This is a genomic window from Oceanicola sp. 22II-s10i, from assembly GCF_002210105.1.
GTDB lineage: Bacteria > Pseudomonadota > Alphaproteobacteria > Rhodobacterales > Rhodobacteraceae > Pseudooceanicola.
Window position 1 is genome coordinate 248,360 of sequence record NZ_AQQU01000001.1, and the last position, 11,858, is coordinate 260,217.

Sequence of the window (11,858 nt, forward strand, 5' to 3'; positions counted from 1 at the left end):
GAACTTCCGGTCCCGATGCCGTCCGAGCAGGGATCGCCACCAGTCAGCGCGTTGCGCCCACTGGTGCATTTGTCGTTTGGCGACTGGCCTGATGCCTTTCGCTTGAGAAAGTCGCCGCCCCCGCCCACATCGGGGGCATGTTGCAGTCAGGGGCCTAAGGAGGGCCGGGGCATGTTTGAAAATCTATCCGAACGCCTCACCGGCGTATTCGACCGCCTGACGAAACAGGGCGCGCTGTCGGACGACGACGTCAAGACGGCGCTGCGCGAGGTCCGCGTCGCCCTGCTCGAGGCCGACGTCTCGCTGCCGGTGGCGCGCGACTTCGTCAAGGCGGTGCAGGACAAGGCGACCGGGCAGGCGATCACCAAGTCGATCACCCCCGGCCAGCAGGTGGTCAAGATCGTCCATGACGAACTGGTCCACGTCCTGACCGGCGAAGGCGATCCCGGCAAGCTCAAGATCGACAACGCCCCCGCGCCGATCCTGATGGTCGGCCTTCAGGGCTCGGGCAAGACGACCACCACCGCCAAACTGGCCAAACGCCTGAAGGAGCGCGAGAACAAGCGCGTGCTGATGGCCTCGCTCGACGTGAACCGTCCTGCGGCCATGGAACAGCTGCAGATCCTCGGCGCGCAGATCGGCGTGGACACCCTGCCCATCGTCAAGGGCGAGACCCCGGTCCAGATCGCCAAGCGCGCCAAGACGCAGGCCTCGCTGGGCGGTTACGACGTCTACATGCTCGACACCGCGGGCCGCCTGCACATCGACGCCGAGCTGATCCAGCAAGCCGCCGATGTCCGCGACGTAGTCAACCCGCGCGAGACACTGCTGGTGGTCGACGGCCTGACCGGTCAGGTCGCGGTCGAGGTGGCCGAGGAATTCGACGACAAGATCGGCGTCTCGGGCGTGGTCCTGACCCGGATGGACGGCGACGGCCGCGGCGGTGCCGCCCTGTCGATGCGTGCCGTGACCGGGAAGCCGATCCGCTTCGTCGGCCTCGGCGAAAAGATGGACGCCATCGAGACGTTCGAGCCCGAGCGGATCGCGGGCCGGATCCTCGGCATGGGCGACATCGTGGCGCTGGTCGAGAAGGCACAGCAGACCATCGAGGCCGAACAGGCCGAGCGCATGATGAAGCGCTTTGCCAAGGGTCAGTTCAACATGAACGACATGCGCCAGCAGCTTGAGCAGATGCTCAAGATGGGCGGCATGGAAGGCGTCATGGGGATGCTGCCCGGCATGGGTAAGATGGCCAAGCAGGTGCAGGACGCCGGGTTCAACGACAAGGCGATCACCCACCAGATCGCGATGATCCAGTCGATGACCAAGAAGGAACGCGCGAACCCCGCGCTGCTTCAGGCCAGCCGCAAGAAACGGATCGCCGCCGGGTCCGGCATGGACGTGGCCGAACTGAACCGTCTGCTCAAGATGCACCGCCAGATGGCGGACATGATGAAAAAGATGGGCAAGATGGGCAAAGGCGGCATGATGAAACAGGCCATGAAGGCGATGATGGGCAAGGACGCGCCGGACGGCGCGATGCCCGATCCCGCCTCGATGGACCCCAAGATGCTGGAACAGGCCGCCAAGCGGATGGGTCAGGCGATGCCCGGCGGCAAGATGCCCGGCGGGCTGCCCGGCCTCGGCGGCGGTTCTGCCCTGCCCCCCGGCCTGAGCGGGTTCGGAAAGAAGAAGTAATGACCCGCTCCGGCCGCATCAGCGACCTGATGGTTGCCCCCACGCTCACCACCGCCCGGCTGCGCCTGCGCATGCCGGTGCTGGCGGATTTCGAGCATTGGGCGGCCTTCTTCGCGTCTGATCGGTCGGTCTGGGAAGGCGGGCCCAAGTCCCGCGTCGACGCCTACGCCACGTGGTCCTCCACCGTCGCGCTCTGGCCGCTGCGCGGTATCGGCCCCTTCGGGGTCGAGGCGCTGTCGGACGGCCGCTACCTGGGCGAGGTCGGGTTCTACTGGCCCGAGGAATTCCCCGAGCTGGAAATCGGCTGGTTCGTCGTGCCCGAGGCCGAAGGCCGGGGCATCGCCGCCGAGGCGGCGCAGGCGCTGCTGATCTGGGGCCGGAAGACGATGGGCCTGAGCCACATCGTCAACTACATCACCCCCGGCAACCACCGCTCCGTCGCGCTCGGCGAACGGCTGGGCGGCGTGCAGCGCCCGGACCTGCCGGGCAACGACCCGGACGACGTGGTGATCTGGCACGACCTGACCCGCTTCGACCTCGCGAAACAGGGCGAGACCACGGCATGATGCGCCCCGGTCCCCTCGCCTATCCCGAGATCACGACCGAGCGGCTGCGCCTCGTCTGCCCCGCCGCGCCGGATTTCGACGCGACGGCGGCCTACCTGATGCCCGGCGCCCGCGCCTTCGTCGACCAGTATCCCGACGAGGAGGCCGTCTGGTGGTCCATCGCCACCGTGATCGGTCACTGGCACCTGCGCGGCTACGGCCATTTCGCCGTGATCGACAAGATCACCGGATTCCACGTCGGCCTTGTCGGCCCGTGGTTCCCCAAGGGCTGGCCGGAACCGGAACTGTCCTGGCAGCTGCTCGACGGGGCCGAGGGCAAGGGCTACGCGACCGAGGCCGCGCGCGGCGTGCTCGACTGGCTGTTCCGCGAAAAGGGCTGGGCGTCCTGCATCAGCCTCGTTGACGAGGACAACGCGCGCTCGGTCGCGATGGTCGAACGCCTCGGCGCCCGTGCCGAAGGGCTGTTCGAGCACAAGATCACCGGCCCCATGCGCGTCTTCCGCCACCTGCCCAAGACCAAGGCGGGCCGCAAGCTGCTGGAGGGCTTCGCATGAACGCCGCCGACACGCTGACGACCCACCGCTTGATCCTCCGCCGCCCCGAGCCCGCAGATTTCGAACCGTTCTGCGCTTTCATGATGTCGGACCGCACCCGCTTCCTCGGCGGGCCGAAGTCGCGGCGCATCGCCTTCGACCGGCTGGCCAACTTCGCCGGCCACTGGGTGATGCGCGGCTACGGGCGCTACATCGTGACCGACCGCGCCACCGGCCGTCCGCTGGGCCATGCCGGCGCGTTCCAGCATGACGACACGATCCCGCCGGAGATGGCGTGGTCGCTCTGGTCCGCCGATGACGAAGGCCGAGGCCTCGCCCGCGAAGCCGCCGCCGAGACGCTGCGCCACTACCGCGCGGACCTCGGCTGGCCCGTGGTCTGCGCGCGCATCCATCGCGACAATGCGGGCTCGATCGCCATCGCGCGCCAGCTCGGCGGCACGCAGGTCCCGCATGACGAAGGCGACACGCTCCGCTTCGACATCGCGCTGGCGCAACGGGGGGCGGCATGACCACGATCCCCGTTCTGACGACCGAACGCCTGACCCTGCGCGGCGCCGACGCCCGTGACATCCCCGCGATGCGCGACTTCTACGGCTCCGACCGCTCGATCTACGTCGGCGGCCCGATGACCCCGGAACTGGCGTGGCGGCAGCTCGCCTCCGAGATCGGGCACTGGACGCTCTGCGGCTACGGGCGCTGGATGGTCGACCTGACCGAGACCGGCGAAACCGTCGGCAACGTCGGCCTGTGGAACCCCGCGGGCTGGCCCGAGCCGGAAATCGGCTGGGACCTCTTCGCCGGGCACGAGGGCAAGGGCTACGCCACCGAGGCCGCACTGGCCGCCCGTGCCTATGCCTACGACGTGCTGGGCTGGACCACCGCGATCAGCCTCGTGAAACCGGCGAACGCCGCCTCGGCCCATGTCGCGGGCCGGATGGGCGCGTGGCTGGACAGCACCTTTACCCACGAACGCTGGGGCGAGATGCAGATCTGGCGCCACCCCGGACCCGACGCCCTGTCGGACGGCGGAATGGAGGCCTACGCATGACCACCGTCACCATCCCCGTGATCGAGACCGAACGCCTGATCTTGCGCGGCCAGCGCGCCGAGGACCTGCCCGCCTATTCGGCCTATTTCCAGACGCCCCGCGCGGACTGGACAGGCGGCCAGCGGAACGAGGTCGAGGCGATGCGCACGTTGATGACCATGGCCGGTCACTGGCAGATCCGGGGCTACGGCATCTGGGTGATCGAACACCGCGACACCGGCAAGACGGCCGGTTGGGCCGGGATCCTGCATCACCTCGACTGGCCGGAACCGGAACTGGGCTGGACCGTGTTCGACGGGTTCGAGGGTCAGGGCATCGCCTACGAGGCCGCCCATGCGGCCCGCGCCGTCGCGGCGACCAAGTTGGGCGTGACGGCGCCGATCAGCCTGATCCGGCCGCAGAACGAACGCTCCGCCGCGCTGGCCACCCGGCTGGAGGCGGTGATCGAAACGCAGATCGACTTCCACGACGCCCCGATCGACATCTGGCGGCACCCGGACGTGAGCGAGGTGGTCGCATGACCCTGACCGTTCCCGTAATCGAGACTGAACGCCTGATCCTGCGCGAACCGCGCGAGGAGGATTTCGAGGCGCTGGTGGAATACTCCGCCTCGGACCGTCTGGAATTCATCGGCGGGCCCAAGTCGCGTTACGGTGCGTGGGAAAACCTGCTGGCCCAGATGGGCCACTGGGTCCTGCGCGGCTACGGCTTCTGGACCATCGAGGACCGCGAGTCCGGCGAACCCGTGGGCCGCACCGGCATCATCCGTCACGACGGCTGGCGCGAACCGGAACTGGGCTGGGGCCTGTTCAACGGGATGGAAGGCAAGGGCTTCGCAACCGAGGCCGCATCGGCCGCCCGCCTGCATGCGGCGACCGAATGGGGCTTCACCCGGCTCATCAGCCAGATCCACCCGGACAACGGCCGCTCGATCTCGGTCGCGCTACGCCTCGGCGCGGTGCTGGAGGCCGAGGACAAGCTGCTTGGCGAGCCCTGCCTGATCTACCGTCACCCGGATCCGAGGGAGAATGCCAATGCCGCATAACTCCATCCCGGTGATCGAGACGAAACGACTGGTCCTGCGCGGACCCGAGGCCGGGGACTACCCCGACTTCCGCGCCACCTTCTCGTCCTACCGCTCGCGCTTCATGGGCGGACCGCTGACGCCCTACGAGACGTGGATGCTCTACGCCGCCGAAATCGGGCACTGGCAGATCCGCGGCTACGGCATGTGGATGATCCACGACCGGACCACCGACAAGCCGCTCGGCATGGCCGGCGGCTGGAAACCCGCGCAGTGGCCCGAGGCCGAGATCGCCTGGATCATCTGGCCGGAAACGGCGGGTCACGGCTATGCGCTCGAGGCGACCCATGCGGCGCGCGGCTATCTCTACGGGCGGCTCGGGTGGGAGGGCGCGGTCAGCTACCTCGACCCCAAGAACCTCGATTCCATCCGGCTGGCCGAACGGCTGGGGGCGAAGAAGGACACGGGCGCGCAGACGGTGGACGGAAACGACATCTGCTACCGCCACCCGTCGCCCGCGCAACTGAAGAACACGCAGATCTCGGACGGGATCGAGCTGGAGATCGCGCATTACGCCGATCCGAAGTTCCGGCCCGAGGGATACGCACTGGACTGACACCGACGAAACGACGACCGACCCGCTACCGAAGTTCAGAAAGAGACGAAACAGATGACAGAGACAGATGTCGTGGCCCGCGCAGCGAGCCTTCTGAAAGAACACCGCGCCAGCATCGACCGGCTGGACGCGATCCTCGTCTTTACGCTGGCCGAACGGTTCAAGCACACGCAGGCCGTCGGCAAGCTCAAGGCCGAACACGACCTTCCGCCCTCCGATCCGTCGCGCGAGGCGACGCAGATCGCCCGGCTCGAGGACCTGTCGCGCGAGGCCGACCTCGACCCCGAATTCGCCAAGGCTTTCCTGAACTTCATCATCCAGGAAGTCATCCGCCACCACCGGAAACACCAGTCGTGACCCACGCCGCACCGGATATCCTGTCCTGGCGCCTTGCCGAGGCCAGCAAGGCCGCGCTCACCCGTCTGGTGGGCGCGCCGCTCGGCCAGCGCGGGGCCGTGGCAGACATCCGGTTCGGCACCCCGTCCAGCGTGGCCTATGCCGCGCTGGACCTCGTCAGCTACCAGCCGCGCCACGGCACGGCGGCCACCCTGTCGACCACCTGGCACACGACCGGCGGGATCGACTGGCACGAAATCCACGCCGCGGAATCGGACGGCAGCCAGCGGGCGGCCGACACCGTGACGGCCAGCGCGCCGACCCACGCCCCGCTGCACGACATCGAAGCCGTCCACGTCACCTTCGCCACCGGCGATACGACGGACGGCCCCCGAAATGGTGAGACGCTGTCGATCGACTGCGCGCTCAACCTCGTCTTCGCCGACGGCGAAGTCCTGCACCTGACGACCGACTTCGACTCGATAGTCGGAGCGATCGTGGTCTCAACCGGTCGGTTCGACCCGGCCTCCCTCGATGTGGAGGGGCTGACGCACGACGTCCGCCCACTCCTCAACTGACGCCATTCAAAGGAGAAACACACAATGGCAATGAAAATCCGTCTCGCCCGCGGCGGCTCCAAGAAGCGCCCCTTCTATCGCATCGTCGCCGCCGACTCGCGCATGCCGCGCGACGGCCGCTTCATCGAGAAGCTGGGCGTCTACAACCCGCTGCTGCCGAAAGACAGCGAAGACCGCGTGAAGATGGACGTTGAGCGCGTTCAGTACTGGCTGAGCCAGGGCGCGCAGACGACCGACCGTGTCGCCCGCATGCTCGAAGCCGCCGGCGTGACCGAGAAGAAAGAGCGCTCGAACCCCAAGAAGGGCACTCCGGGCAAAGCCGCCCAGGAACGCGCCGAAGCCAAGGCCGCCAAGGCCGCCGCTCCGGCCGAGGAAGAAGCCGCAGCGGCCGAGGAATAATCCTTTCGTTCGAAGGGATTGTCCTGACCTGACCGGAACGGGGGCGGCACTCTGCCTGCCCCCGTTTCCATGCGTTGCAGAACCTCCATGCTCTTTGCCCCTTTCCGCACCCTCATCCTGCTCGCAATCGCCTTCGTCGCGGGCATGGTGTATGAACGCACCCGCGAGGCCGACCGCTGCGCGGAACGCGCGGGCGTGCTGAGCGACCTGCTCTGCGAGAGGACTGAATGAGCGAGATGATCTGCCTCGGCGCCATCGCCGGATCCTTCGGGGTCCGCGGCGAGGTGCGGCTCAAGAGCTTCTGCGCCGAGCCCGGCGCCATCGCGGATTACGCCCCCCTCACGACGGAGGACGGCAGCCGCAGCTTTTCCATCGAGATCACCCGGCCGATCAAGAACGGCTATGCCGCGCGGCTCGGCGGGATCGCGACCAAGGAACAGGCCGACGCGCTGAAGGGTGTGCGCCTGTTCGCCCCCCGCGACCGTCTGCCCGCGCTGCCGGACGACGAATATTACCACGCCGACCTGATCGGCCTGACCGTCGTGGACACGGGCGGGGCCGAACTGGGCCGCGTCAAGGCGGTGCTGAACCACGGCGCCGACGACCTGCTCGAGGTGCAGGCGTCGGGGCAGTCCAAGACCTTCCTTCTTCCCTTCACGCTCGCCTGCGTGCCCACCGTGGACCTGAGTGCCGCCCGCATCGTCGCCGACCCGCCCGAGGGCCTGCTCTGATGCGTCTGATCGTGCACGCCGGGTTCCACAAGACCGGCACCACCAGCGTGCAGCAGACCCTCGATGCCAACCGTGCCGCTCTGGCCCCCGCCCTGCGGGTCATGCTCAAGGACGACATGAAAGGCATGACCGAAGCCGCGCGCGCCTATTCGCGCACGCAGGACGAGGTGGAATGGGCGCTCTACCTCTACGAGACGCGGGCCGTGTTCGAGGCCCTTGATCCCACAGATCCCCGCCCGGTGCTGATGTCGTCCGAGGACCTGTCAGGCCACATGCCATTCCGCCACGCCCTGCCGGACTACGGCGCCGCCCCGCGCCTGGTGCGCGGGCTGGCCGAGGTGGCCGAGGCTGTGCATCCCGGCGCGCGGATCGAGTTCGTCTTCACCACCCGCGCCGCCACGCCTTGGGTCCGCAGTTGCTGGGCGCAGCATGTCCGCGCCGTGCAGTTCACCGAGGACCTCGACACCTACACCGCCCGCGCCCTGCCCCATGCCGACCTCGACCGGATGACCGACCGGATCGCCGATGCCGTGCTGTCGCATGCCGTCCATCGCAAGCGGCTGGAAGACGTGGGCGACATGCCGCTCGGCCCGCTGGACCCTCTGCTCGACATCGTCGGGCTGCCCGCCGAAGTGCGTGCCGCCGTCCAGCCGCAGCCGCGCGCCAATCCCTCGATGCCCGAGGAAGTGCTGCGACGGCTGCTGAAGCTCAACAGGTCGGACCGCCCGTGGAGCGAGGTGAAGGAAGAGAAAAAGCGCATCGTCCGCAAGGCGAAACGGGCCGCCGCATGACACCCCGCGCGGTGATCCATGCCGGGTTCCACAAGACCGGCACGACTTCGGTCCAGACCGTCCTGAAAGAGGCTCAGGCCACGCTGCGCCCCATGGTTCAGGTCATGATGAAGGCCGAGATGCAGGACCTGCTGCACGCCGCGCGCGGGTATTCGACATGGCGCGATCCGCTGACGCTCGCCAAGTTCGCCACCCGCGCCGACGCGCTGGTCACCGGGCTCAAGAGCCTGCGCCGGCTGCCGCTGATCCTGTCGGCCGAGGAGCTGTCGGGCCATATGCCGGGGCGTGACGGCATCGACGACTACGGCGCCGCACCGGACCTGATGGCGGAACTGACCGCCGCGATCCTGCGCCGATTTCCGAAGGCCGAGGTCCACGTCGTCTACTCCACCCGTGCGCCGGAAAGCTGGCTGCGCTCGGCCCATTGGGAGCATGTGAAAAGCTCCTCGATGACCGAGGATTTCGACAGCTTCGCCGCCCGGATCGGCCCTGCCGCCGATCTCGATGCCGCAGCCCGCGCGGTCGCCGCACGGATCGCGCCGGCCCCCGTCCACTGCCTGCCGCTCGAGGACACCCCCGCCCCTGCCGCCGCGATCCTGTCCCTCGCCGGTCTGCCCGCCGACACCATAGCCACCCTGCCGCCCGTCCCGCGCCGCAATGCCGGACGGCCCGAGTTGCTGGCCGAACTGCTGCACATCAACCGCACGATCCCGGACCGCGATGCGCGGCGGGACGCCAAGAAGGCCCGCCTGCGTCAGGCCGGGAACTCCGCATGACCGATACCCCCGCGAAATCACACGGCCGCAAGTCGGTCCGCCTGTCGCTCAAGCCGCAGGACCTCATGACCGAACCGACACGGCTGGCGGGGGTCTGGACGGCGCGGATCATCACGCTGTTCCCGCAGGCCTTCCCCGGCGTGCTGGGTGAAAGCCTGACCGGCAAGGCGCTGAAGGACGGGCTGTGGCAGCTGGAGACGATCAACCTGCGCGACCACGGCATCGGCAAGCACCGCAACGTGGACGACACCCCGGCGGGCGGCGGCGCGGGCATGGTATTGCGCCCCGATGTGCTGGGTGCAGCGATCGAAGCGGCCCAGGCCGAAGCGCGCGGCCGCTGGCCGCTGGTCTACCTGTCACCACGCGGCGCGCGGTTCGATCAGGCGATGGCGCGGCGGATGGCGGCGGCGGACGGCATCACGATGATCTGCGGCCGGTTCGAAGGCGTCGATCAGCGGGTGCTGGATCACTACGGCGTGCAGGAGCTCAGCCTTGGCGATTTCGTCCTGACCGGCGGCGAGATCGCGGCGCAGGCGATGATCGACGCCACCGTCCGGCTGCTGCCCGGCGTTCTGGGCAACGCCGCCTCGACCGAGGAAGAGAGCTTTTCCGACGGGCTGCTTGAACACCCGCAATACACCCGCCCCGCCGAATGGCAGGGGCGGACGATTCCCGATGTGCTGATGTCCGGCCACCACGGCGAGGTCGCGAAATGGCGCCGCGCCAAGTCCGAAGAGATCACCCGCCAGCGCCGCCCCGACCTTTGGGCGGCACATGAGGCGAAGCAGCGCGACGACTGAAGTCGGGGCAAATTCGGACGCAAGGGCCGGAAATTTCCGCATCTCCGCCTTCACGTCCCGTTCCGGCGCCACCGGGCTTTGCGGACTCCACCTGAGACCGTAGCATTCAGTGGTTTCAAGCGCCGCCCGGACCGATGTATTTCAGACCCGCATTCGCTTTCCTGCTTATGGCAGCACCCGCCGCTGCCGATCCTCTGGCGATCTGCCAGGCCAGCAACCGTGATTTCCCGCAAAGCTGCGGCTGTATCATCGAACGGTCGCAGCAGGCGGGCCTGACCGGACCGGTGCTGGACAAGCTGCTGGCCAATGACACCACGGGTGTCGATCTGGCGCTGTTCCAGACCTACGGGATGATCTACGTCCAGTGCATCCAGTCCGCCGTGATGGCCACCGTCCCCTCGGGCGGCGGCGCAGCATCGGGCGGTCAGCGTGCGGGCACTATCCCACAGGGGACTCCCCCGGCGACGCCAGACCAGGCTCAGCCCGCCGCCGTGCCGCATGGATCGGACCCGGCGCCGCGCAGTCAGGACATGGGCACGAACCCGGCGGAACCGGATGGCGGATCAGCCCGGCACACGGCCAGCCACCCGCGCGCCGCCGGTATCCGGCCGGGGCCGGACACGGTCCCCGGCCGATGGGGCGGGCTGGTCTTTGGCGGCGAAGGCTTCGGCGTGATGCAGGCCGGTGTGGTCAACGACGCCGGCGCCGGGCTTCTCGTCAGCTGCGGTGCCGGGCGCGACATGTCGCTGATCGCCGGTCCCTTCGACCTTCCGCAGGGCCGGGTCGCCGGATCGCTCGAGATCTCCGGCGGAGGCGGCTTTGCGCAGGACTATTTCTTCAGTGTCATAGAACGCGACTACATTGCCGCCCCACTCTTCGGGCTGGCGATCGACCGCCTGCAGTCGGGCAGCGAGGCGGTGCTTCGGATTCCGGGCGCAACCGGACAGGCCGGGATCGAGGCGCGGTTCGCGCTGTCGGGCTCATCCCGCGCGATCCGCGACCTGCGTGGTCGCGGGGACTGCGCGACATGGCGGAACGGCGGCAGCCCGGCGTGGCAGCCGACGGCGGCCTGGTCCTTCCTTGTCAGCAGTGTCTGGAGCCGGGGCGAAATCAGGCTGGACGCGCCGGTGGCGATCCCCGCGGTCCGCGCGGGCAGCGACAACATGATGTTCGCCGAACCCGCCGTGACCTGTGACGGCCGTTTCGTGCTGAAAGGCTTACCCGCGCAACGGATGGGTGGCCGATACACCGCCACCATCGACCCGGACGCCAATGGCGAGGGTGGAGCGTTCGATCTGTGGCTGACGCCGGAGGCCGGGCAGTTGACCGGGCCGATGCCCGAAGGGCTCTCCGACGCAATGATCCGCGGCGTGATCGTCGGTATCCATGGCCCTGAGGACAACGAACCGGGCGAGATCTACGACATGCGCTATTCCCTCGCAGGGTTCGCCGGGGGCGCCACGGGCCTCGTTTGCCCTGAACCCGCAGCGGGCGGAGACACGCCGGTCACCGATCTGACTCGGAGCGGACTGGAATGGCAAGGCTTCGACGGCCCCGGCGCAGGCGGAGCGGAGCGTGGCGCCTTCCTCAGGCCGCAGGGCGCGCCGCAGATCGTCGTGGACTGCCGGGGCATGCCATCTTTCGACGGCGGCGCCTTCGGCCTGATCGGCGACCAGACACTGCGGCTGGAGCGGGACGGCGATGCCGCGGGGGCCATCGAGGTCGGCTATGGCAGCTACCGCGCCGCCCTGAACCCGAGCGGAAGCCCGGCGCTGGATGCCTTTGCAGCGGCGATTCCCGACGCCCGAACGCTGCGTGTCACGGCGCTGGAAAACCCGGCCCACGACATACTTTATCCGCTGACCGGACTGCGCCCGGCCCTGAGGCAGGCCGGCTGTCCCGGCTGAGGCCGTGGCCCATGGGTGCCGGAGCCCCGGCTCC

At 68.6% G+C, this 11,858-nt stretch carries 17 protein-coding genes; all 17 read left to right on the top strand.

Annotation, left to right across the window (positions count from 1 at the left end; genetic code table 11):
• Positions 1–171 precede the first annotated feature (171 nt).
• Positions 172–1,698: a signal recognition particle protein gene (gene ffh, locus ATO6_RS01340; RefSeq protein WP_088622147.1), complete on the top strand. Its 1,527-nt coding sequence runs from the start codon at positions 172–174 to the stop codon at positions 1,696–1,698.
• Entirely contained in the window at positions 1,698–2,264 is a 567-nt protein-coding gene (locus tag ATO6_RS01345; RefSeq protein WP_254919041.1) for a GNAT family N-acetyltransferase, read from the top strand. Before ffh ends, ATO6_RS01345 begins: the two co-directional genes overlap by 1 nt.
• The gene (locus tag ATO6_RS01350; protein ID WP_088622148.1) at positions 2,261–2,818 is read left to right on the top strand and encodes a GNAT family N-acetyltransferase; all 558 of its coding nucleotides are present in this window, start codon (positions 2,261–2,263) and stop codon (positions 2,816–2,818) included. The genes ATO6_RS01345 and ATO6_RS01350 overlap by 4 nt, the downstream gene beginning before the upstream one ends.
• Complete coding sequence (locus tag ATO6_RS01355; protein ID WP_088622149.1) at positions 2,815–3,327, top strand: GNAT family N-acetyltransferase; 513 nt, start codon at positions 2,815–2,817, stop codon at positions 3,325–3,327. Before ATO6_RS01350 ends, ATO6_RS01355 begins: the two co-directional genes overlap by 4 nt.
• Positions 3,324–3,866: a GNAT family N-acetyltransferase gene (locus ATO6_RS01360; RefSeq protein ID WP_088622150.1), complete on the top strand. Its 543-nt coding sequence runs from the start codon at positions 3,324–3,326 to the stop codon at positions 3,864–3,866. The genes ATO6_RS01355 and ATO6_RS01360 overlap by 4 nt, the downstream gene beginning before the upstream one ends.
• Positions 3,863–4,387, top strand: coding sequence for a GNAT family N-acetyltransferase (locus ATO6_RS01365; RefSeq protein ID WP_088622151.1), 525 nt, complete (start codon positions 3,863–3,865; stop codon positions 4,385–4,387). The genes ATO6_RS01360 and ATO6_RS01365 overlap by 4 nt, the downstream gene beginning before the upstream one ends.
• Positions 4,384–4,911 (top strand): GNAT family N-acetyltransferase, encoded by a 528-nt coding sequence (locus ATO6_RS01370; protein WP_088622152.1) that lies wholly within the window; start codon positions 4,384–4,386, stop codon positions 4,909–4,911. The genes ATO6_RS01365 and ATO6_RS01370 overlap by 4 nt, the downstream gene beginning before the upstream one ends.
• Positions 4,901–5,506 (top strand): GNAT family N-acetyltransferase, encoded by a 606-nt coding sequence (locus ATO6_RS01375; RefSeq protein WP_088622153.1) that lies wholly within the window; start codon positions 4,901–4,903, stop codon positions 5,504–5,506. Before ATO6_RS01370 ends, ATO6_RS01375 begins: the two co-directional genes overlap by 11 nt.
• Positions 5,507–5,560: 54 nt before the next feature.
• Positions 5,561–5,863: a chorismate mutase gene (locus tag ATO6_RS01380; RefSeq protein ID WP_088622154.1), complete on the top strand. Its 303-nt coding sequence runs from the start codon at positions 5,561–5,563 to the stop codon at positions 5,861–5,863.
• Positions 5,860–6,420, top strand: a complete 561-nt coding sequence (locus tag ATO6_RS01385) for a hypothetical protein (protein ID WP_088622155.1) — start codon at positions 5,860–5,862, stop codon at positions 6,418–6,420. The genes ATO6_RS01380 and ATO6_RS01385 overlap by 4 nt, the downstream gene beginning before the upstream one ends.
• 24 nt (positions 6,421–6,444) lie before the next feature.
• On the top strand, positions 6,445–6,819 hold the full coding sequence (gene rpsP, locus ATO6_RS01390; RefSeq protein ID WP_088622156.1) for a 30S ribosomal protein S16: 375 nt from the start codon (positions 6,445–6,447) through the stop codon (positions 6,817–6,819).
• Positions 6,820–6,906: 87 nt separating this feature from the next.
• Positions 6,907–7,050 (top strand): hypothetical protein, encoded by a 144-nt coding sequence (locus tag ATO6_RS24945; protein WP_217898954.1) that lies wholly within the window; start codon positions 6,907–6,909, stop codon positions 7,048–7,050.
• Positions 7,047–7,550, top strand: coding sequence for a ribosome maturation factor RimM (rimM, locus tag ATO6_RS01395; protein ID WP_088622157.1), 504 nt, complete (start codon positions 7,047–7,049; stop codon positions 7,548–7,550). The genes ATO6_RS24945 and rimM overlap by 4 nt, the downstream gene beginning before the upstream one ends.
• Entirely contained in the window at positions 7,550–8,341 is a 792-nt protein-coding gene (locus ATO6_RS01400) for a hypothetical protein (protein WP_088622158.1), read from the top strand. Before rimM ends, ATO6_RS01400 begins: the two co-directional genes overlap by 1 nt.
• On the top strand, positions 8,338–9,117 hold the full coding sequence (locus ATO6_RS01405; protein WP_088622159.1) for a sulfotransferase: 780 nt from the start codon (positions 8,338–8,340) through the stop codon (positions 9,115–9,117). The genes ATO6_RS01400 and ATO6_RS01405 overlap by 4 nt, the downstream gene beginning before the upstream one ends.
• Complete coding sequence (gene trmD, locus ATO6_RS01410) at positions 9,114–9,917, top strand: tRNA (guanosine(37)-N1)-methyltransferase TrmD (protein WP_088622160.1); 804 nt, start codon at positions 9,114–9,116, stop codon at positions 9,915–9,917. Before ATO6_RS01405 ends, trmD begins: the two co-directional genes overlap by 4 nt.
• A gap of 134 nt (positions 9,918–10,051) precedes the next feature.
• On the top strand, positions 10,052–11,824 hold the full coding sequence (locus tag ATO6_RS01415; protein ID WP_088622161.1) for a hypothetical protein: 1,773 nt from the start codon (positions 10,052–10,054) through the stop codon (positions 11,822–11,824).
• The last annotated feature ends 34 nt before the right edge of the window (positions 11,825–11,858 follow it).

What these genes read in the sequence shown, in the direction of transcription:
- ffh (WP_088622147.1), top strand. Translation starts at nt 172, where the DNA reads ATGTTTGAAAATCTATCCGAACGCCTCACCGGCGTATTCGACCGCCTG.
- ATO6_RS01345 (WP_254919041.1), top strand. Translation starts at nt 1,698, where the DNA reads ATGACCCGCTCCGGCCGCATCAGCGACCTGATGGTTGCCCCCACGCTC.
- ATO6_RS01350 (WP_088622148.1), top strand. Translation starts at nt 2,261, where the DNA reads ATGATGCGCCCCGGTCCCCTCGCCTATCCCGAGATCACGACCGAGCGG.
- ATO6_RS01355 (WP_088622149.1), top strand. Translation starts at nt 2,815, where the DNA reads ATGAACGCCGCCGACACGCTGACGACCCACCGCTTGATCCTCCGCCGC.
- ATO6_RS01360 (WP_088622150.1), top strand. Translation starts at nt 3,324, where the DNA reads ATGACCACGATCCCCGTTCTGACGACCGAACGCCTGACCCTGCGCGGC.
- ATO6_RS01365 (WP_088622151.1), top strand. Translation starts at nt 3,863, where the DNA reads ATGACCACCGTCACCATCCCCGTGATCGAGACCGAACGCCTGATCTTG.
- ATO6_RS01370 (WP_088622152.1), top strand. Translation starts at nt 4,384, where the DNA reads ATGACCCTGACCGTTCCCGTAATCGAGACTGAACGCCTGATCCTGCGC.
- ATO6_RS01375 (WP_088622153.1), top strand. Translation starts at nt 4,901, where the DNA reads ATGCCGCATAACTCCATCCCGGTGATCGAGACGAAACGACTGGTCCTG.
- ATO6_RS01380 (WP_088622154.1), top strand. Translation starts at nt 5,561, where the DNA reads ATGACAGAGACAGATGTCGTGGCCCGCGCAGCGAGCCTTCTGAAAGAA.
- rpsP (WP_088622156.1), top strand. Translation starts at nt 6,445, where the DNA reads ATGGCAATGAAAATCCGTCTCGCCCGCGGCGGCTCCAAGAAGCGCCCC.
- ATO6_RS24945 (WP_217898954.1), top strand. Translation starts at nt 6,907, where the DNA reads ATGCTCTTTGCCCCTTTCCGCACCCTCATCCTGCTCGCAATCGCCTTC.
- rimM (WP_088622157.1), top strand. Translation starts at nt 7,047, where the DNA reads ATGAGCGAGATGATCTGCCTCGGCGCCATCGCCGGATCCTTCGGGGTC.
- ATO6_RS01400 (WP_088622158.1), top strand. Translation starts at nt 7,550, where the DNA reads ATGCGTCTGATCGTGCACGCCGGGTTCCACAAGACCGGCACCACCAGC.
- ATO6_RS01405 (WP_088622159.1), top strand. Translation starts at nt 8,338, where the DNA reads ATGACACCCCGCGCGGTGATCCATGCCGGGTTCCACAAGACCGGCACG.
- trmD (WP_088622160.1), top strand. Translation starts at nt 9,114, where the DNA reads ATGACCGATACCCCCGCGAAATCACACGGCCGCAAGTCGGTCCGCCTG.
- ATO6_RS01415 (WP_088622161.1), top strand. Translation starts at nt 10,052, where the DNA reads ATGTATTTCAGACCCGCATTCGCTTTCCTGCTTATGGCAGCACCCGCC.